Annotated in this window: 22 protein-coding genes; 7 read left to right on the forward strand and 15 right to left on the reverse strand. The window is 34.4% G+C overall.

Translation table 11 applies throughout. The annotated features are described in order from the left end of the window. Window positions 1-126 precede the first annotated feature (126 nt). From CBF31_RS06310 to CBF31_RS06335, 6 genes are all read right to left on the reverse strand, one after another. Window positions 127-1,038 carry a dihydrodipicolinate synthase family protein gene (locus tag CBF31_RS06310; RefSeq protein ID WP_170167891.1) on the reverse strand — a complete coding sequence of 304 codons (912 nt, stop codon included), beginning with the start codon at window positions 1,036-1,038 and terminating at the stop codon, window positions 127-129. A 22-nt stretch (window positions 1,039-1,060) separates the two neighbouring features. Then, window positions 1,061-2,428, reverse strand: a complete 1,368-nt coding sequence (locus tag CBF31_RS06315) for an ABC transporter substrate-binding protein (protein ID WP_211330823.1) — start codon at window positions 2,426-2,428, stop codon at window positions 1,061-1,063. A gap of 18 nt (window positions 2,429-2,446) precedes the next feature. Beyond that, window positions 2,447-3,289, reverse strand: coding sequence for a carbohydrate ABC transporter permease (locus CBF31_RS06320; RefSeq protein WP_245977934.1), 843 nt, complete (start codon window positions 3,287-3,289; stop codon window positions 2,447-2,449). Window positions 3,290-3,300: 11 nt separating this feature from the next. Further along, window positions 3,301-4,185 (reverse strand): carbohydrate ABC transporter permease, encoded by an 885-nt coding sequence (locus CBF31_RS06325; protein ID WP_245977935.1) that lies wholly within the window; start codon window positions 4,183-4,185, stop codon window positions 3,301-3,303. A gap of 70 nt (window positions 4,186-4,255) precedes the next feature. Beyond that, on the reverse strand, window positions 4,256-5,230 hold the full coding sequence (locus CBF31_RS06330; protein WP_170167892.1) for an acetylxylan esterase: 975 nt from the start codon (window positions 5,228-5,230) through the stop codon (window positions 4,256-4,258). 49 nt (window positions 5,231-5,279) lie between these two features. Next, on the reverse strand, window positions 5,280-5,978 hold the full coding sequence (locus tag CBF31_RS06335; RefSeq protein ID WP_126831543.1) for an N-acetylmannosamine-6-phosphate 2-epimerase: 699 nt from the start codon (window positions 5,976-5,978) through the stop codon (window positions 5,280-5,282). A gap of 209 nt (window positions 5,979-6,187) precedes the next feature. On the opposite strand from CBF31_RS06335, the gene CBF31_RS06340 reads away from it, so the two are divergent. The 3 genes from CBF31_RS06340 to CBF31_RS06350 all read left to right on the forward strand — a co-directional run bounded on the left by CBF31_RS06340 (window position 6,188) and on the right by CBF31_RS06350 (window position 8,675). Next, a complete protein-coding gene (locus tag CBF31_RS06340) occupies window positions 6,188-7,051 on the forward strand; it encodes an ROK family protein (RefSeq protein WP_126831544.1) in 864 nt (287 codons plus the stop codon). 12 nt (window positions 7,052-7,063) lie between these two features. Then, window positions 7,064-7,807, forward strand: coding sequence for a sugar phosphate isomerase/epimerase (locus tag CBF31_RS06345; RefSeq protein ID WP_126831545.1), 744 nt, complete (start codon window positions 7,064-7,066; stop codon window positions 7,805-7,807). A 61-nt stretch (window positions 7,808-7,868) separates the two neighbouring features. Next, entirely contained in the window at window positions 7,869-8,675 is an 807-nt protein-coding gene (locus tag CBF31_RS06350; RefSeq protein WP_126831546.1) for a MurR/RpiR family transcriptional regulator, read from the forward strand. Window positions 8,676-8,706: 31 nt separating this feature from the next. Here CBF31_RS06350 and CBF31_RS06355 read toward each other — a convergent pair whose 3' ends face one another. Further along, window positions 8,707-9,330, reverse strand: coding sequence for a CatA-like O-acetyltransferase (locus CBF31_RS06355; RefSeq protein WP_170167893.1), 624 nt, complete (start codon window positions 9,328-9,330; stop codon window positions 8,707-8,709). A 151-nt stretch (window positions 9,331-9,481) separates the two neighbouring features. Here CBF31_RS06355 and CBF31_RS06360 point away from each other — a divergent pair, with 151 nt between their 5' ends. After that, window positions 9,482-10,057: an HD domain-containing protein gene (locus CBF31_RS06360; protein WP_126831548.1), complete on the forward strand. Its 576-nt coding sequence runs from the start codon at window positions 9,482-9,484 to the stop codon at window positions 10,055-10,057. Window positions 10,058-10,081: 24 nt separating this feature from the next. Here CBF31_RS06360 and trmL read toward each other — a convergent pair whose 3' ends face one another. Both trmL and CBF31_RS06370 read right to left on the reverse strand, forming a co-directional pair. Beyond that, entirely contained in the window at window positions 10,082-10,588 is a 507-nt protein-coding gene (gene trmL / locus CBF31_RS06365) for a tRNA (uridine(34)/cytosine(34)/5-carboxymethylaminomethyluridine(34)-2'-O)-methyltransferase TrmL (RefSeq protein WP_126831549.1), read from the reverse strand. Window positions 10,589-10,804: 216 nt separating this feature from the next. Further along, the gene (locus CBF31_RS06370; RefSeq protein ID WP_126831927.1) at window positions 10,805-11,650 is read right to left on the reverse strand and encodes a methyltransferase domain-containing protein; all 846 of its coding nucleotides are present in this window, start codon (window positions 11,648-11,650) and stop codon (window positions 10,805-10,807) included. 112 nt (window positions 11,651-11,762) lie between these two features. Here CBF31_RS06370 and CBF31_RS06375 point away from each other — a divergent pair, with 112 nt between their 5' ends. Continuing rightward, window positions 11,763-12,407, forward strand: coding sequence for a copper homeostasis protein CutC (locus CBF31_RS06375; RefSeq protein ID WP_126831550.1), 645 nt, complete (start codon window positions 11,763-11,765; stop codon window positions 12,405-12,407). Between the two features lie 48 nt (window positions 12,408-12,455). On the opposite strand, the gene mgtE is transcribed toward CBF31_RS06375, so the two are convergent. From mgtE to yjbM, 4 genes are read right to left on the reverse strand one after another with little or no spacing between them, the layout of a single operon-like run. Beyond that, window positions 12,456-13,817 (reverse strand): magnesium transporter, encoded by a 1,362-nt coding sequence (mgtE, locus tag CBF31_RS06380; RefSeq protein WP_126831551.1) that lies wholly within the window; start codon window positions 13,815-13,817, stop codon window positions 12,456-12,458. Between the two features lie 21 nt (window positions 13,818-13,838). Further along, window positions 13,839-14,738 (reverse strand): RluA family pseudouridine synthase, encoded by a 900-nt coding sequence (locus tag CBF31_RS06385; RefSeq protein WP_126831552.1) that lies wholly within the window; start codon window positions 14,736-14,738, stop codon window positions 13,839-13,841. A 13-nt stretch (window positions 14,739-14,751) separates the two neighbouring features. Further along, window positions 14,752-15,576: an NAD kinase gene (locus CBF31_RS06390; protein WP_126831553.1), complete on the reverse strand. Its 825-nt coding sequence runs from the start codon at window positions 15,574-15,576 to the stop codon at window positions 14,752-14,754. 1 nt (window position 15,577) lies between these two features. After that, complete coding sequence (gene yjbM, locus CBF31_RS06395) at window positions 15,578-16,288, reverse strand: GTP diphosphokinase (RefSeq protein ID WP_126831554.1); 711 nt, start codon at window positions 16,286-16,288, stop codon at window positions 15,578-15,580. A 176-nt stretch (window positions 16,289-16,464) separates the two neighbouring features. Here yjbM and CBF31_RS06400 point away from each other — a divergent pair, with 176 nt between their 5' ends. Beyond that, window positions 16,465-17,055 carry a CYTH domain-containing protein gene (locus CBF31_RS06400; protein WP_126831555.1) on the forward strand — a complete coding sequence of 197 codons (591 nt, stop codon included), beginning with the start codon at window positions 16,465-16,467 and terminating at the stop codon, window positions 17,053-17,055. A gap of 77 nt (window positions 17,056-17,132) precedes the next feature. Further along, the gene (locus CBF31_RS06405) at window positions 17,133-17,783 is read left to right on the forward strand and encodes a DsbA family protein (protein WP_126831556.1); all 651 of its coding nucleotides are present in this window, start codon (window positions 17,133-17,135) and stop codon (window positions 17,781-17,783) included. A gap of 38 nt (window positions 17,784-17,821) precedes the next feature. On the opposite strand, the gene pepF is transcribed toward CBF31_RS06405, so the two are convergent. Together pepF and CBF31_RS06415 are read right to left on the reverse strand one after the other, a co-directional pair. After that, complete coding sequence (gene pepF, locus CBF31_RS06410; protein WP_126831557.1) at window positions 17,822-19,642, reverse strand: oligoendopeptidase F; 1,821 nt, start codon at window positions 19,640-19,642, stop codon at window positions 17,822-17,824. A gap of 183 nt (window positions 19,643-19,825) precedes the next feature. Next, on the reverse strand, window positions 19,826-20,830 hold the full coding sequence (locus CBF31_RS06415) for a competence protein CoiA (RefSeq protein WP_245977943.1): 1,005 nt from the start codon (window positions 20,828-20,830) through the stop codon (window positions 19,826-19,828). Window positions 20,831-20,850 lie beyond the last annotated feature (20 nt).

A 20,850-nucleotide genomic window follows, 5' to 3' on the forward strand; every position in this document is an offset into this window, starting at 1 on the left:
ACTATCATAGTATCTCCTATCTATAATAACAAGAAAAAAAGACGTAAACTAGTCTTAATTATAGAGAGTTGTTAGAAATAAAAAAGAAACTAACTTTCGTTAGCTTCTTTTTTGTTTAAACACTAATTAACAAAATTTTGAGATAGCAGCGTCGATCATTTCTTTAGCTTCTACTACGCTTTCTTCACGTTCTTTCGCAACTGGTGATAATGGCCCACGTACGCGTCCTACTTCTACACCATTCATACCTAAAATAAGTTTCATTACATCATATAAGTTTCCACCATATGATAACATTTTGAAAATAATTTCATTGATCGCTGTTTGAATTTCAAATGCTTTTTCCATGTTTTTCTCTTTAATGCATTTATCAGCTTCTAGGAATAATTCTGGCATCACACCATATGTGCCACCAATACCTGCATCAGCACCCATTACACGGCCACCAACGAATTGCTCATCTGGACCATTAAAGATGATTGATTCTTTTTCTGAATTAAGTTTGAAGACATTGATATCCATTACTGGCATAGATGAATTTTTAACACCAATAACTTGATCTTTTTCCATCATTTTTTTGAATAAATCAACAGATAATGCATAGCCTGTTGTTTGCGGAATGTTGTAAATAATGAAGTCTAATGATGTAGCTTCAATCATACTTGTCCAGTACGCTTCAATTGATGCTTCTGGAAGTACAAAGTAAATTGGTGGGATAGCTGCTAAAGCATCTACGCCTAAACTTTCAGCATGCTTAGCTAATTCAACGCTATCACGTGTAGATGGGGCAGCGATATGAGCAATAATTGTCATTTTTCCGCCGACTGCTTTCATCACGTTTTCTAATACTAATTTACGTTCTTCAACGGTTTGATAGATACACTCACCTGAACTACCGCCAACATATAACCCTTTAACACCTTTTTCTAAATAATGTAATGCTAATTTTTGAATACGTTCTGGGCTAATGTTACCTTCGTCATCGTAACATGCGTAAAATGCTGGAATAATACCTTTGTATTTATCTAAGTTTTTCATAATATAACACTCCTAGTGGTTTTTATTTATTTAACAATAGTGATTTCTTTTTATTCTCTTCAATAATTCGGTTACCATTTTCAGCGAATGAGTCTAATGCCTCTTTTGCTGATTTATCATTTGTGTACACTGCTTGTAGTTCTGGGAAAAACACGTTACGTAATTCTACATAACCTGGTGTATTATTTGAAAAATTGATTATATTTTCTGAGTTCTCAGTATATGCTTTAAGGTAAGGCATTTCATTTTCAAACTCTTTTGCTACAGAATCTCTAACTGGTAAGGCATTTTTTGAAGCTTTTACTAATTCTTTATCTGTAGAATAAAACTTAACAAAATCTTTTGCAGCTTTTACACGCTCTGAATCACCTGAATCAAATACTACGGAGCTTGTTACATATGTAAATGAAACAGGTTTCTTTTCACCTGGAATATTTGCTAAACGCATGTCAAACTTCTCTACTTTACCGCTTTCCATATCCTTTTGAATACCATTAAATAGTACGCTATTTGTAAAGTTGATTGCTGTTTGTTTGTTTTGGAACATAGCGTTTACATCATTACTTGATAGTGACTCTGCACCTGAGGTTGTTAGCCCATCTTTTCTCATATCATCGATAAATTTTAGAGCTTTTTCTCCACTTTCTTCGTTAACAACAATTTTGCCGTTTTTATCAAAGAATTCATTACCGAACATTCTTAGATACGACATATTCCAAGTATCCCCTTGATTATTTTTAGCAAATAAGCCAAAAGGCGCAACATCTTTTTGTTTATCTTTGATTGTTTTTGCAATAGTTTTTAAATCCTCTGGAGACCAATTCACTATTTCATGTTCTCCTCCAATATATTTGTCTAAACCAGCTTCTTTAAACATATCAGCATTATATGATAATGTTCCTGGATTATGCGCAAATGGATAGAAATAAGTTTTATCTTTAATTTGAACATTTTCCCAAATTGATTCTGGAATATCCTTTTTCGTTTCATCATCAACAATATCATCTAGAGGTGCTAAGATTCCCATATGAGCGTATTCACTCAAAGCAAAACTTGAATCAAAGAACATATCAGGTAGTTGTTTAGTTTGAACAGCAACACTCAATTTATCCGCACGTTGTTCTCCTGGAATAACTTGAACATTAATTTTTACACCTGGATTTTTTTCTTCAAAACGTTTAGCTGCCTCTTTAAAGAAACTATCATAATCAGCACCTTCTTCTTTATCATCAAAGATACCTTTCCATTGAGGGGTTAGCCACATATCTAAGGTTACTTTGTCTGATTTAGATCCTGAAGCTTCCTCTTTCCCTTTACCACACCCAGATAAAACAACAACCGATGCCAAAACTGCCATACTGCCTAACATAATCTTGTTCAACTTTTTCATCTGTATCACTCCTATTTTTTATTCTTTAACAGCTCCCGCTGTAATTCCTTTAGTGAAATATTTTTGGAACATAATAAAAATAACAATCATTGGTAATGCAGCAACCGCAGCTCCTGCAACTTTTAATCCCATATTTGGATTAATTTCTTGCATTAAACCAGCGACGCCGACTGTCAATGTATTCATTTCTTTACTTCTGGCCATTAACAATTGCCATAGATAATCATTCCAGAATGTTACAAAGTTCAATATGAATAACGCACCAATTCCTGGTTTAGCGATAGGTAACATCAATTTCCAAAAAATAGTCCATTCACTTGCACCATCTAATTTAGCAGATTCTCTGATTGAATCTGGAATTGATTCAAAGAACGATTTAAGCATAAATACTCCAAAACATGTTGCCAAGTTAGGAATAATCAACGCTTGATAACTATCAACCCAATCAAATGCTACAACCAATTTAAAAAGAGGGACTATAAATGTTTCTTTAGGTATCATTAATGATGCTATAAATAATGAAAAGAGAATGTTTTTACCTTTAAACTTCAATTTAGCAAAGCCATAAGCTGCTAATGAAGAAAAAATAACAGTCAAAGCTGTTGTTACAAATGATACAAAGAAACTATTAAAGGTCCATCTTAAAGCTGGTTGATTTTTAAACAACTCTTTGTAGTTATCTAAATATAAGCTTTTAGGTAAGATGTCTGGGGGCATTTTATAAATATCAGTTGACGATTTCAATGAATTGGTAATTAACCAAAACAACGGTAGTAAACTACAAATAGCTAATAGCGTTACAATGATATTAACAATTAAGTCAGCCTTTTCCATTTTAGCTAATCTTTTAAAAAGTTTCATGAACAATCCTCCTATTTTTCTTTTCCGAATGTTTTGAACTGTGGCATTGATAATGCTAAAGCCACAATAAACATAATTACACCCACAGCAGCAGCAACACCAGTGTTGTTATAAACGAATGCATTTTGATATAAATAATACATCATTGTTACTGATGCATTATTTGGTCCGCCACCAGTTAACAGTTGGATAACTACGAATATTTTAAGTACAGCAATAATATTAATAACTGTCAGATACAGTGTTGTTGGTCTCACTAAAGGGATTAATATTTTGCGAATACGCTGCCATCTTGTTGCACCATCAATTTGTGCTGCCTCGAAATAGTCCTCAGGAATTCCAATCATAGATGCAATATAAAGTATTATTGATTGACCTACATTTCCCACGAAAGTTACAAAAATAATAACAGGCATAACCCAAACTTTACTCCCTAGTAAATTAACATCTGATACTCCCATATTTGATAATAGATATGAAATTAAACCATTGGCAGGATTTAATAGAAAATTCCAAACCATACTCATGACAACCATCGAAACCATTACGGGTAGATAAAAACTGCCTCTAATAAACGATATATATTTTGAGCTTTTATCATAGACTGCAGTTGCTACAAATAAGCCAAATGCGATTGTTAAAAATACTATAGCTACCACAAAAATAACTGTATTAAATATAGATTTTAAAAATACCGGATCTGCTATTAAATGTCTGTAATTATCAAATCCAACAAATGTTTCACCTTGATATGAACTTTGGAAAAAACTCATCCTAAAACCTTCAAATACTGGATACAAGATAAATACTAAAAATAATAATAACTGTGGTGCAATAAATAAATAACCCGAATACGGATTTTCAATCCCTCTAAACTTCTTCTTTTTCTTTTCCACTCTCTTTTCTCCTTTATCACTTGTTCTCCCTTTTAAGAAAACGCTTCCTTAAAGAGGTAAAAAAATAATTTTAGTTATGACCGGTTATATTACTACCTGTAGCCCAATCAAAAACCATATCTTGGTATGTTACATTCATAGATTCGTGACCATATTCAGGTAATACTAACATTTTTTTATTAGCATTCAGACGATTATATATGGCGTATTGAGTTGACGGTGGGCAAACATCATCAAGCAAACCGCAAACCATCATTACTTCTGCATTGATATCTGAAGCAAAGTTTTTTACGTCTATATATCCTAGCTTTTTAAAAACATTCTCTTCGTTATCATAAAACGGATCAACAAATTTAAAGTAACGATGAAGTTCATCGTACGCTTCAGTATCATACTTTAAATCTAAAACCCTTCTAAAATCAGAAAGAAATGGGTAGGTCGCAAATACTTTTTTTATTTTAGGCTGTAAGGCAGCTGCAACTAGTGCCAAAGCACCCCCTTGCGACTCACCATAGCTCATCATATTAGACGTATCGATTTTGTTGCACTCACTTATAATTCTAATCAACAGGGCTATATCTTGGTATACTTTTGTATAAAATAACCCTTCAGGATCACCTGGAAGACCACGAACTATGTGGCCTTTCACCGTATTGCCCTTATAATGACCACAATCATTAGATTTTCCTGCCTGTCCTCTAACATCCATCATTACAACTGCAACTCCAGACGCTGCGAACTTAAATACTTCAGACCAATCAGATGACCGACCTTGATAACCATGAAATTTAAACATTACAGGACATTTTTCTCGTTGCTTTGGTATTATTACTTTTGAATAAATATCTGAGTCATCTATACTTTTGTAAGTTAAGTCATAACACTCTGCAAATGGTATATTCATGCCTCTTAGAACCATGTTATATGATAATTCTAATGAGTTAACTTCCTTTAACCGTTCTTCCCAAAATATTTTAAAATTACTTGGAGGCTCATCTTTACCTTTATATTTCTTCATATCTAAATAATCCATACTATCTAACAAGCTATTCACTCCTTGTCAAAAATATTCTTTATTTTATAGTGATAATAATTTAAGACTCAATCTTTTCTATAAATTTTTTAGTAATTTCTTGTGGTCTTGTTATAGCTCCTCCAACTACTACTGAATGACACCCTAATTCTAAAACTCTTTTTGCTTTATCCGGGGTATCAATTTTACCTTCAGCTATAACTGGTAAGGTTGATACCTCAATAATTTCTTTCATAACTGAAAAATCATTATTTGAAATGTCCATCCCTTTAGTATTTTCTGTGTATCCATGTAATGTCGTACCAATAAAATCAAAACCAATTTTACAAGCATTTTCCACATCCTCAACTGTAGAACAGTCAGCCATTAATAAAATGTTTGGATATTCATTTTTTATAGTAGTTATAATTTTTTTTAAATCTTCACCATTTGGTCTTTTTCTCAATGTAGCATCACAAGCTATAACTTCAACTCCTGTTTCTGCAATCTCACGCATTTCTTTTAATGTAGGAGTAATAAACACTGTACTTCCTTCATAAACCTGTTTCATAATACCAATAACAGGCACGTCAACAACTGATTTAATTTCTCTTATATCAACTACTGAATTAGCTCTGATACCAATTGCACCCGATTCAACAGCAGCAACCGCCATACGTCCCATTATATAAGGACTGTGTAGTGGTTCATTTTCAAGAGCTTGACAAGAAACTATCAAACCATTTTTTATTTTATTTTCTACATCCGACACTTCTAACATCTTTATCACCTTTACTTTCTACCTGATTACACTGATGAAAAACCAGCCTCAAAACGCCCTATAGGTAACGCTTACAAATATGATTCTATCACACGTAAAAAAATTACACAATACTTTTATTTATGAAAGTTTTTTACAGTAACCGTTTACAACTACTGTAGATAAATGATATTATCAAACTGTATTACTACATGAAAGGATGATCTAATATGACAAATACAGAACTTTATCTTGCATTCGATATTGGCGGAACTACTATAAAGTACTCTTTAATTACTAAAGATATGACGTTTTTAACTCATGACGTTTTCCCAACACCCAAAACGATTCTGGAAAGTATTTCAGAAATTTGTGAAGAACTCATAAAAGTACATCATATTACAGCAATTGGCATCAGCACCGCAGGGATTGTTGATTCTGAAAGAGGCAGTATTCGATATGCTAGTGACTTAATACCTAACTATATTGGTACTCCTTTAAAAGAGCACCTTGAAAAAAAATTCTCGCTACCAGTAAATGTTATAAATGATGTTCAAGCCGCTCTTCTTGGTGAAGCACTTCAAAATACTTTACCCGATAAAACTTTTTGTCTTACACTCGGCACGGGTATAGGTGGAGCATATTTTATTAATGACCAACTCTACCACGGGGCTAATGATTTTGAAAATTCCATTGGTTATTTAAATTTTGACTCTACTACTGGAAAAACATGGGAACAACGAGCCTCTACTATATCTTTAGAAAAAAAACTAAAAGAAAAATATGATATCACAGTACCTGAAGCTTTTGAATTAGCTCGACAAAATAATAAAGAGATGATTTTTGAGCTAAGACAATGGATAAATGAGATTGCTAAAGGTATATCATCTATTATTTTATTATTTGATCCATCATTAATCCTTATCGGTGGTGGTGTATCAAAACAAAACGATTATATTATACCTATTTTAGAAGAAGAATTAGAAGTATTACTACCTCCTAATTTCTTAAAAACATCATTTACAACACCGTCAAGCTTTAACCAGAACGCCTTATTGGGTGCCCTGTATCCATATTTTATAACTAAAAATTAAAGGAGTATTCTCATGACACTTATCCTAAATACAGCTATTTTTGAATCTGAAATAAAAAAAGGTGCAAGCCAACTCACCTGCATAAAAAAATATTTAAATAACTCCATATTAAAAAAAATCAACGGTATTGAATTTCGTATGGAGTACTTCCCTCAAGATTATCACCAAATGAAAAATGAATTACACACAATAAAAACTTACTTAAATAAGTATAATTATGTCTACATGCTTTCTATTCCTAAACAGCTATACAGCAATAATATCTTAAATGTATCATTACTTTCTGAAATAAAAAAAATTCAAGAGCTTTCATTTGATTCAATTAAAGTTAGTTGTGGTGACTTAAATGAAATAACGAAAGAAGATAAAGCACAACTTATCAAAATAACAGAACATATTAATTTAACTATTGAAAATCAACCTAACTCTTTTGGTAAACAACATCTTATAGAAGACTCTCTAAAGAAAATTAAAGAATCTAATCTTCCCATAGGCTATACCTTCGATTCAGGAAATTGGCACTGGATTTCTGAGGATCCTGAAGAAGCTCTGTATCGTTTGAAAAATTATATAACCTTCTTTCATTTAAAGAACATTTTAAACAAAGAATGCCGTTTACTTTCTGATAATGCTAGTTCCATTTGGAAAAACTTAATAACTCAACTGGACTCAGAAATCCCTGTAGTTTTAGAATACCCAATCCCTCCAAAATATATCGAAGATGAAGTTCATATTATTAAATCCTATTTAAACTAAGATTTAATTTTCATGATATACTAACTATTATTAACTATCATTTAAATTAGGAGCGTTTTATATGCCATCATTAAATGCAAGAATACATGAAAATTATGGACTTTACACTACATCAGAAAAAAAGATTGCAGATGCCTTATTACAATCTCCAGAAATTGTTAAAAGTCTTTCTATTCAAGAACTATCAGACTATTGTAAAGTAAGTACTGCTACTATCACGCGTTTTAGTCATAAAAATAATTACCAAGGTTTTACAGACTTGAGATTGTCTATACCCAACTCAGTAAACCAAAGCTCATCCGCTGGTGGAGTCGTTGATAAAGTTATTTCTTATTATAAACAAAATATTCAACATTCCGTTGAATTGATTGACCCACAAAAGATAGAACAACTTACTTTAGATATAAAAACAAAAAAGACAATCTACATATGGGGCCTAGGTAGTTCTGGTCGTACAGCTAGTGAGTTTGAGCAAACCTTATTACGGATGGGCTTACTTGTAAAATCAGTAACTGATCCACATATGCTACTTGTTGCTGCTACCCAAATAACAGAAGATGACCTTGTCATTATCATCTCTATTAGTGGTACATCACATGAAATTATTCATGCGAAATCGTTGCTAAACAAAGATTGTACAACGGTGACACTTTCTTCAAACCCTAATAGTCAATTGGCCAAAGAAGCAAACTATCAACTAATCATTTCAGATATTCGACTAAATAATAAATATTTTGTCAATTTTCAGTTATCACTTATCTTCTTGATTGACTGTATCGCTGAGTCATTATTAACCGATGAAACATTACTGGCATCCTTTGATAAAACGGTAGCACTTCTTACTAATAAAGACTATTTAAACGATTAAAAAGAAGCTAACTCTTGTTAGCTTCTTTTTATTACAATTCTGCTATTTTTTTGGCTAGCGTGTCATAAAATAAACCTAAATGATACCCATCTACTAATCGGTGATTTACTTCTATACTTAGAGGAAGTTGTAATCGTCCTTCTTTCTCGACGTATTTACCCATTGTTACTTTAGGTATCGAATCGTCTTTATCAATATAAAACTGGTTTTTAAAAGCAGTGAAATTCAACCAAGGGACCATCGAAAAATGAATTAACTGATCTAAAGGAAAATCAATCTCTGGAAAGTACTCGGTTTGTTCAGTTGACATCTTTTTAGCACGTCTACAAAACTCTACTACGTCCTCTCCTTTTTCCAATGTCACCCCTTTATACAAGCTCTCTCCTTTCCCCATATCTGTAAACGAAGGAATAAGTCGGTCATATAGGACAACCTCTTCTCCTTGAATTTTATATCTGAAATTTTCAACACTATCTAAGCTCTCGGTTACTAAGTAAACCAGCGCATAATAAAAGGAAATGTCTTTTTCTTTCGTCACTTTCTTTAAATTGGTAACGTCTACGTCCACCGTTATCCCATAAATCGGAACGTCCCTTTGCGAATGTACATTAAAATGAGCCAATCTATCCCACTTTTCTTTATCGATTATTTTCATATCACACTCTCCTCCACTCATTACTCTCTCCTTTATTGTGCCTAATTCTACTCAAAATAACAAGTTAAATATAAAACGTTTACAATACTATTTTAAAAGAGTACTCTTTAATTAGGTAATGTCGCTTATGATCAAAGAAATGAGGCGTATAATGAATTCCAGAGAATTGCTTGATATACTACAGGTTGCTGAACGTTTGAAAGACACGACAAGACACTGCTATACCTCACAAGGTCGGCATGAAAGTGTCGCCGAACATACTTGGATGATGACTCTTATGGCTTTATTACTAGAAGATGAGCTCACTGATATCGACATGGCTAAAGTCATCAAGATGTGCCTTATACATGACCTTGGTGAATGTTTCACTGGAGATATTCCGACATTTGATAAAACAGCAGAACATGAAGCCATTGAACACCGTCAGCTTAGTGCCTGGCTCAATTCACTTCCTCAAAAAACAAATGTAACTTTAACTCAACTTTTTAATGAAATGAATGCACGTGAAACTCCTGAAGCGAAAACATATAAAGCTCTCGACTCACTAGAAGCCCTAATACAACATAATCTGTCCGACTTGGATGCTTGGAGCGAGAATGAATTTGACTTAAATCTTGTCTACGCCGATGATAAGGTAGGATTTTCTAACTATTTAACGGAATTAAGAGAAGAGATTAGAACGGATACTATTAAAAAAATAAGTAATTCTGATAAAAAAAGAGACTAGAAAATAATCTAGTCTCTTTGCTTTTTAATCTAATTTATCATTTTCATAATGATGTGTTAATTCTAAGTTAGGAAAGCTTTGTTGGCGTAATGCTTCATAAACAACCAAAGCTGCTGTATTTGATAAATTTAATGAGCGAACATGTTCGTCGTTCATCGGAATTCGAATACACTTTTCTTCATTCTCACGCATAAAGTCTTCCGGTAAGCCTGTTGTTTCTTTACCGAACATAAAATAATGATCCTTACCGTCATTATAATCTACATCGCTATAGACGTCATGACCAAATTTGGTAACCAAATGCAATGAAATGTCAGGATTTTTCTCTAGAAAATCCGCTAAATCTTTATAATAAGTGATGGCCACATCATTCCAATAATCTAAGCCCGCTCGTTTAAGCTGCTTGTCATCTGTTGAAAATCCTAGTGGTTCAATAAGATGTAAAGGTGTGTTTGTTGCCGCACATGTTCTTGCGATATTCCCTGTATTAGCGGGAATAACTGGTTCGTATAATACAATATGATTAGCCAAAGTATTGCCTCCTATATATAATAGCCTCGTTATTTTGACAAAAAAAAGAACGTATCGCCTCGGTGTCAATTCACTGCGAGTCGCTACGTTAGTGAAGTATCTTTCACTAACTTTTATCAGAACAGGACTCTGATAAAAACTATCGAAAAATATCTTAAAACAACTATACCAAAGCCCCTATGTAAAAGCAATAGGTCTTTACCATTGAAAACGTTTTTATTCCCCGATTAATACTAAAACATCTACCGTGATAAACTCAATAGGAGTTTCTTGCGCTTTCTTTAATGACTCAGGAGAGGCTCCCCATTTTAGTGGCGACATCGCTAGTAAATCTTCTTGACGTTCTGTTGGAACGGGGACTTGGTAGGTTAAGCGTTCTTGTGAAATTAAGGTCATCTCTTCTTTAAATTTCGTTACTACTTTTTCATTACTATACGTTTGTTTTTCTTTATCGTCTTGATAAAAGACTTCTCTCATCTCTTTTAAATAATTTTCTTCAGGTACTACTTTTATCAAGCGTCCACCAGGTTTCAAGACGCGTCTAAATTCCTCGTAATGACTCGGTGAAAAAATATTTAATAGATGTGTCATACTATGAGTCGCAAATGGCAATGTTGTAATATCCGCTACACACCAAAAAGCATCAATATCTTGACTTGTTGCCAACGCAACCCCATCTTTGGAAATATCAAAACCAATTTTAGTCCCTTCTAACCCTTTATCTGTTAATTCTTTTAAAAAACTGCCTTCTCCGCATCCAATATCAACAACACTCTCTACAGATACGTCTTGGCTTGCTTCTAAAATACGTTGGATTAGAGGCTCATATAACCCAATTTGAATCATTTTTTGGCGATGACTTAACATTTCCTTGTCATAGTCTGTTTTAATTTGATGATTAATAAAGTTAATTGTTCCTTTTTTTGCTAAGTCAAAACGATGTTGTTTACGACAAATTAAGCTGTAATCTTTATTTATCATCGCTTTACGACATTTTGGGCAACTGAATAAGTCACCGTGTTCTTCTAAAAATTGTTTCCCTTGATCTATTTTTTTAAGCAGCATAAACTCATGCTCCCTTCCGATTTTATCTATATAATCATACCATATAACACCTCTGAATATGGTACAATTATGCCAGAAATACTAATGACGAACGAAAAGAGGATTTTTTATGTTAATCAAAGAATTTTGCGCAGAAAACTTTACAAACATTCCCGCTGCCATCCATAATGGAGCAAAACGTATTGAACTATGTGACAACCTTACTGTCGGTGGTACAACGGTCAGCCCAGGTGTTATGTCTGAAACATATGATTATTGTCATGAAAAAGGTATTACAGTTATGAGTATCATTCGACCTCGTGGCGGTAACTTTGTTTACAACGATACTGAACTAAAAATGATGGCTGAAGATTTAACAACGGCAAAAGAGCGTGGAACAGATGGGATCGTTATCGGTTGTTTGACAGAAGACAACTGGATTGACGAAGAAGCGATGCTAGAATTTATCAAATTGTCAGATGGTCTACAACTTACTTTTCATATGGCTTTCGATGAATTAAGTATTGACGACCAGTTCAAAGCTATTGATTGGTTAGCTAAATACGGTGTTCAACGTATTCTAACTCATGGCGGAAAAGCTGGCACACCGATTATGGATAACATTGAACATCTTACTAAATTAGTTGACTATAGTGATGGTCGTGTCATCATTTTACCTGGTGGCGGCATTAATCACGAAAATTGTGAGGCTGTTGCAACTGCCTTGAACGTTACTGAAATCCACGGTACAAAAATCGTGCCTTTAGACATTTAAACTCAAGATAAAAAGCGTGCCTTCCTAATCAGGAAAGTACGCTTTTTCTTATACAAAGTAACCCATAAATAGGCTCGCAATATTAAAATAAATCAAGACACTAGTTAAATCACTTAAAGTAGTGATAAACGGTCCACTGGCAACCGCAGGATCAAACCCTAGCTTATCCATCACCATAGGAATTAAACTACCTGCTAAGTTGGCAACCGTAATAGCAAACAGCATTGCTATCCCAATAACAAACCCTAATGGGAAGTTGTGTTTCCAAATCCCAACAACTAAGAAAATCGTAACACCTGTTATGGCTCCTGTAATCAAACCTGTTAGAACTTCACTTAATATCAGACGGAAAAAACCGCTATCTTTGTCATCTTGGATGGCTAGGCGACGAACAGCTACGGCTAGTGACTGTGTCCCTGCATTACCGGCTGTTCCGGTAATTAACGAGATAAATACAGCTAAGATGCTGGCTTCACTTACTAATTCCTCATAACGACCAATTAAAGTTGCTGTTGACATCCCTAAGAATAACAACGTAATCAACCATGGCAACCGTTTTGATGCTGCTTTAAATGGATTCTCACTTGATTCCTCAACATCGACCCCGGCTAAACCTGAGTAATCGCTAGCTGCTTCTTCATCAATAACATCGATGATGTCATCTACGGTAACAATCCCCATTAAATGGTCATCATAATCTGTAACGGGTACAGCTAAGAAATCATAGTCACGAATTGTACGGGCAACGTCTTCTTGATCATCTCCAACTTTTACAGAGATAACACGCTCACTCATAATGTCCCCAATCATGACATCATCTTCATTAATAATTAAATCCCTCAATGAGATAACACCTAACAAGGTATTTTCACTGTCAACTACGAATACATAATAAATCGTTTCTGCTGCTTTGGCTTCATTTTTAAGTAAGTACATTGCTGAACGAACCGTTTGGTTGGCAACTATCGAAACATATTCAGTTGTCATGATAGAACCCGCTGTTTCATCTTCATAATGAAGTAGCTCTTTAATCTCGCTTGCACTTTCTGAATCCATTAAACTTAAGTATTTAGAAACACTTGCTTTATCTAATTGATTAAGCGTGTCAACTGCATTATCCGTGTACATCTCAGATAACATGTCTGCCACGTAGCTTGGTTTCATTTCTTTTAAATACTCTTCAACATCTTCTTCATCTTCTTCAATAACATCAAACATATCCGCCATCTCTTTTGGTGACAAATACGTGTATAAACGTTGACGTTCTTCTTCATTAAGGGTTAAATAAAACTGCCCTTGCTCATAAATATGAAGCTCAAAGAACTGCTCCCTAAATTCAACTAATTGATCTCCTTGAAGAATGGTCAATAAATACTCATACTGCTCTTCGATTGTTCCTTGGCCATCCATCCTACTTCTCTCCCTTGTGCTTTACTCTACCATTTGATTATAAACAACTGACATATCCGGTGCTAACGGCAATTGACAATGTACCACTTCTTTTGTAAAAGGATGCGTAAAAATTAACTCCCCACAATGTAGTGCTTGTCGTTCAATCCCTTGTGACAAGTCACCATGATACATGTCATCCCCCAGTAACGGACATCCGATTGCTTCAAAATGAACTCTAATCTGATGGGTTCTTCCTGTATGCAATTGAATATCTACTAAGGCACTTTTATTAGTTTTTTCCATTAACCAATACTCTGTTTTTGATTCTAAGCCATTCGGACCTGTCTGTCTTTTCAAAATCGAACCTGGTTCACGTTCAATTTTTAATGTAATCGTGTCATGTTCTTTAAGACTATCAACCGCTCCTCCAACAAGGGCTTGATATTTTTTAACAACACGCTTATTTCGTAATTCTTGATCTAGCATCGCATGAGCAAAACCATGCTTAGCAAATAACATCAATCCTGTTGTATCTCGGTCAAGACGTGTTACAACATGCACAACTTGGTCCTTATACCCTTGCTCACAAATATAATGCTTTACTCGATTGGCCATTGTCCCATTTGGGTGATATTGCGCTGGAATCGAGGCAACATCATAGGGTTTGTTGACAATCAAGTAATGATCATCTTCAAATATGATTTCAAGTGGGGTTTCATCTCTGAGAAGAGTCTCATGCTCTTTCTCATCAGGAATTTCAATAGCTAAGACCTCATCTGGTTGTAAGTAATACAACACATTTTGTGTCGTGCCATTTACTGAAATATGTCCACCTTGAAACTTTACCTTTGCAAGCAACCCTCTCGAAATACCTTGCGCTTTTAAAAAATATTTTATTTGCTGGGGTTCACTCTCAGCATAGGTCCAACTAAAAATCATCTTTTTGACTTCCTCATTCCTCTGTACTTTCTTCAATAAAGGCATCTTTCACACGACGCCAAAAATGGGTATGACGGTATGACGTAAACTTAATGCGTTCATTCGCCACACTAAAGGTTAACTCTTTGACACTAGACTGTGGAATAGACAACTGGTCAACTGACAATAAATAATCATCCGCTTCATCCAACTTCATCGAAATCCACTCATTGCTTGCAATAACTAGCGGTGAGCCTAACGTTCTATAGACTCGGTTGTTTAATGAGGCAATTTCCGTCAACTGCAACGCATTGATTCGAGGATGAATAATCGCCCCACCCATACTTTTATTATACGCAGTTGACCCCGTTGGAGTTGCAACAGAAAGGCCATCTCCACGAAAACGTTCAAAAAAGTCTTCCTTAATGAAGACATCTGCTACCATCGTTTTATTAACACGACGAATGGTACATTCATTTAAAGCTAAGAAGTGTTGAGATTTCTCTGCTTCTTTATGCTCAATATATACATCTAAAAGTGGATAACTGACACTTTCTCCCTCGTCAGCTAATAAGCTTGCTACTAACTCTTCTAATTCATAATCACGCCAATCAGTATAAAAACCTAAATGACCCGTATGAATCCCTAAAAATCTAACTTTGGATAACAGATGAGAGTAACGATGGAACGCTGACAACAACGTTCCATCTCCTCCAATAGAAATCACAATATCAGGTTCTTTTTCATCTATCTTTATTTCTTTATCCGCTAATAGTTGCTTTAAACGGATTTGTGCTTTTTGCGACTTCATTGAGTCATTTGCAATAATAGATACTTTTACCTTATCAGGTGTTAGCATGTTACGTCACGTCACCTTCTGGATTATTTTTTTCAAATTCTATTTGTTCTAACTCACGTTTTTTCAAGAATGCTTGGTAATAATGATCCTCTTTTTTACCACGACCATGAGAGAATAAATGTTGGGCTTCTTGAATTTCTTCACGAATTTCTGACATTTCTTCATCCAATAAGCTCGCTGCTTCAGATGCTTTACGCAAACGTTCATTTATTTCTTGTGGAAACTCACCTTGATATTTATAGTTAAGTGAATGTTCTATCGTTGCCCAAAAGTTCATCGCTAAGGTTCTAATTTGAATTTCTGCAAAAATTTTCTTTTCACCTGTTACTAATTGAACCGGGTACTCAATAATTAGGTGATACGACCGATAACCACTCTCTTTTTGATTGGTTATATAATCACGCTCTTGAACAACACGCATGTCTTTACGCGAACGAATTAGACGTACCACTTCATAAATATCATCTGTAAATTGGCACATAATTCTAAGTCCTGCAATATCTTGCATTTCTGTTTCTAAACGGTCTAAAGGTATTCCTCTAAGCTTTGATTTTATTTTAATACTATCTGCTGGCTTTACACGGCCGGTAACAAACTCTATTGGCGCATGTTGGTTGTTATCACGAAATTGCTTTCGTATCCCTTTTAACTTGATTTTCATTTCTGACACCACTTGTTCATAAGGTGCAATAAATAATTCCCAATTATCCATCTCAGCAAACCTCTTTTTTACTTTATTTTACTTGCCCAATAACTCACGTTTCATTTTATCACAAAAATGATGAAAAAGTTAGCGTTGCACATAGGCTATTTGTTAAAAAAAGATTGACTATTCTTATTTTTTTAGAGAGAATATTCTTAATGAGCTTTTTAGAAAGAGGGCATACCATGAGTCAAGAAATTGAAATTGAATTTAAATCGTTACTAACCGAAAAAGATTACAAAAAATTATGTGCAACTTTTGAGTTATCTGACGCTAATTCTTTTACCCAAACTAATTATTACTTCGATACCCCTCAGGGCGATCTTAAAGAAAAAAGACTTGGTCTTCGTATTAGAACTTTTGATGATAAGGCTGAGTTGACCTTAAAATCACCTTTAGAAAATCAAGAAGGTTTACTTGAAACAACCGATTACTTAACTCACGAAGAAGCGAAAGCACTACTTAATGAAAATAACATCCTAGTTACTGGTCAAGTAGCTAAAAAACTACAAGAGTTTAACATTAATGCTAATGACGTTTATTTGATTGGCGAACTAAAAACTAAACGTTTAGAATACAAACTTGATGAATCACATCTGCTAGTATTAGATGAAAGTTGGTACCACGGAAAACATGATTACGAATTAGAAATGGAAGTTAAAGAGGCAGTTTCTGGAAAAGATTATTTTGTGAAATTCATTAAGGAATATGGCATTACTTATATTCCTACTGAAAATAAGATTTCACGAACAATACGTGCAAAAAAGGCTTTATAAGCCCTTTTGTTTCATAAAAAAGAAATTTAGTGATACATTATATATAGAAAAGAAAAAGAAAGATATGGGGGATTGCTATGATTGAAGTCTATTTGTTTGTACACCCACTCTGTCCAGAGTGCCTAGCTTCTGAAAAGCGCATTTTACAGATGGTAAAAAATGAGCAAAGAAAGATACAATTTAAATTCCTGCCTTTACTGAACTTACAAACATTTCAACGTTACCTTTCTACTACTTGCAACCATGACTGTAATTTAAATGATAGAAATAAATTATTCCAAGATTCTTATTCCGCAGCTCTTGATTATAAAGCCATGCAACTACAAGGAAAGAAAAAAGGACAACAGTTCCTTATGGCTTTACAAGAAGCTGTCCAACATAATGAGAGCTACAGTGCAGACCTTGTCAAACAAACAGTTATTGATTTACACGGTGACTGGGAGATGTTTGTTAACGATCGTCAGTCTGAAAATGTTAAAGAGTCATTTGAAACAGATCAAATTATAGCAAAAGAAATGTCTGTTTCCTTTGCTTCTTCCATGGTCTATTTCAATTATACTTGTGACCAGGATTATGGCATCTTAGTAGAAGAACATCCTACAGATGAGATTTTAGCTGACTTACTTGCTATGGATCAACCTGAAACGATTGCACCACTAGCAAAAGAAAACACTGTTATTACACATCAAAATTTAGCAGATACCTATTTGCGTTTATTAGAAAATTAAAAAGCTTATCACCTGATCAGGTGATAAGCTTTTTTTATTTATTTTTTATCTAATGTTTTAACCAACTCTTCAAATTCTTCTAAGCGCGCTTCAAAGACAGCCATTGCTTTTTCAATGTATGTACCATCCGTCATATCCACTCCCGCTTTTTTCATCACTTCGATTGGGTAATCACTGTTACCTGCTTTTAAGTAAGCGAGATAATTTTCTAGCTTCTCTTCTGAGCCTGTCAAAATTCCCTCTGCTAAAGCTGTTGCAGCTGAGAAGCCTGTTGAATATTGATAAACATAGTAATTGTAATAGAAATGAGGGATACGTGACCACTCTACTGCAATCTCTTCATCTTTTTCAACCGCAGGACCATAGTAGCGACTATTTAAGTCTGCATAATACTCATTTAAGTAATCACTTGTTAGTGGTACTCCCTTAGCATCTTCTTCATGAATAAAATGTTCAAATTCCGCAAACTGAGTCTGACGGAAAATAGTTCCTTTAAAACCATCTAGATAACGATTCAACACATACGCTCTTACTTCAGGGTTTGTTTCCGTTTTAAGTAGATACTCTGTCAATAAGTTTTCGTTAGTTGTTGAGGCAATTTCTGCTAAAAAGATTGAATAATCTCCATAGACATACGGTTGATTACTGCGTGTAAAGTAACTATGAACACTGTGTCCCATTTCATGCACTAATGTATACAATTGGTCCAAGCTATCGTGCCAATTCATTAAGATAAATGGTTTTGTATTATATGCTCCTGATGAATAGGCCCCACTGCGTTTCCCTTGGTTTTCTACCACATCAATCCAACGTTCTGAGAAAGCTTCTTTCACGACTGCCATATATTCTTCACCTAACGGTTGTAAAGCTTCTAGGGCTTTTTCTACCGCTTCTTCGTAGGAATAACGAATTGGTGCTTCACCTAAAATCGGTGTGTACATATCATACATATGTAATTTCTCAACACCTAGTAACTCTTTTCTTAACCCTACATAACGGTGTAATAACGGTAAATGCTTGTCTACCACTTGAATCAACGTATCATGTACTGACTCCGGAATATGATTAGCTGACAGTGCCGCTTCTCTTGCTGAATTATAGTTCCTTACAGATGCTTTATAATTATGAACTTTAACATTCGCACTCAACGTACTTGCTAGTGTGTGTTGGAATTGTTGATAAACACTGTACAATCCTTTGAAACTTGCTTCACGCACTGAAGAATCTGTACTTTCTAATAATTGGCCATATGAGCCATGAGTCAATTGAACAGAATTTCCTTCCTCATCTTTAACCACTGGAAATTTAAAGTCCGCATTATTTAAGACAGAAAAAGTCGTGCTTGATGCCCCAAAAATCTCACCTGCACTGGCAAGTAGACTTTCTTCTTTTGCCGATAAAATATGTGGACGACTACTTAATAACTCTTCAATAGAATGACGGTAAATGGCTAAGTCTGATTCTTGATCAAAATAAGCCCAAATTTCTTCATCCGATAATTCTAATAATTCTGGTTCAAACCACGAAAAAACTTCATTTAATTGAGCAGCTAGACTACTCGCTTTAGCATGCATTGCTTGATACGTTGCATTAGCCGTATCTTGGTCATTTTTCAAATGTGAATAGACGTATAAATCCTCAAATTTTGAAGATACTTCATCCATTTTTTGTAATGTATTTAATAACTGTGATGGACCTTCTTTTAATTTTCCTTTTAAAGAAGCAACTTCAGAAAGTTCTGCTTCTAATGCCTCATAACTTTTATCAAACTCCGCATCACTCTTAAAAATAGAACTCAAGTCCCACGTTAACTCTTCACTTACTTCTGAACGTTTTGGTAATTGTTTGATTTCACCCATATGACACCCTCTTTTCTTATCGTTTACTCATTTTTCTACTCTATCATACCATACTATTTTATTTTTTAAAGTAATAACCATTACATAAATCGCCTATTACAAACGGAATTAGTCCTTTTAAAAGTTCAATCATCACTTTTTACAACAGCCCACCTTTCTAATCATTTACTAATAAAACTTTTTTTAGAATTCCAAATAATCATAGGTTTCATTTAAATCACGCAAGACTAAGCTAGGAAATGCTTCTAGTTTTTTTAAAAGTTCTGGCCTATTTACAATGCATTCCTGCCAAACACTTTTGTTAAATACCCCATCTGATATACCTTTTAGATAAAGAACCTCATCTCCTATTACAACAGAACTTACAAGTGGAGAAAAATAGTCATCTGTCAGCGTTTGGAGTAAAAAAGAATCACGATAACATGCCTGTTGAATTTTTAGCAACCTCGCATCTTTTTGGACTAATTTACGGATAAGCTCCAACCTCACATAATTTAAATCTGATTTTGAAACTAAGTAATAATTAATTTTTGATAAATTAGCCATACTTTTCAATACGCTTTGGAGTGGTACTTTTTCCAAACCAAAAACTTCTTTCTGATAATATAAGGCTCCTGTAATCAGTTGTCTTTGAATACCATAGTGGCAGAGTAACTCTTGCCTACGAACATCTAATTGCCATAGAACTAAACCTATCTTCTCTCGGTAAGTCAGTGCTGCTTTTTGCAATGTAGAGAGGCGCTCTTCTAAAAAATAATGACTTCCTAATACCCAAATCACTTCATAACCATTTACTAGGTAGCCTTCTGTTCGTTCTTTAAACCGCTCTAAAGAAAGTGGACTACATTGGAACTCTATCGCTAATTTTTCATTTATTAATACATCAGGACGTTGTTTTAATTCCGGCAAGTAAGCCTCTAACTCATAAGGGATGCTTGACCTTTCACACCACTCTGCGATTAATTTTTTACCTTTCAAATGCTCTTCTGTTTCTCCTTCTGAAAAGGACTGACAGATTTCACCTGAAATATGAGCAAAGTGAGCCGATAAAATTGGACCATTTTTAAGACGAACAGCATGATGGCAACCTGGACAATAGAATGTTCTCCTTCTCATTTCTTCTAACTCATTTTTTGAGTAATCAAGCACAGATATTCTTTCACCTAATTTTGTTTCGACACTTAACATCTTCTCCACCTTTTTCCTCT

It is taken from the genome of Vagococcus fessus, from assembly GCF_003987565.1.
Taxonomy (GTDB): domain Bacteria; phylum Bacillota; class Bacilli; order Lactobacillales; family Vagococcaceae; genus Vagococcus_D; species Vagococcus_D fessus.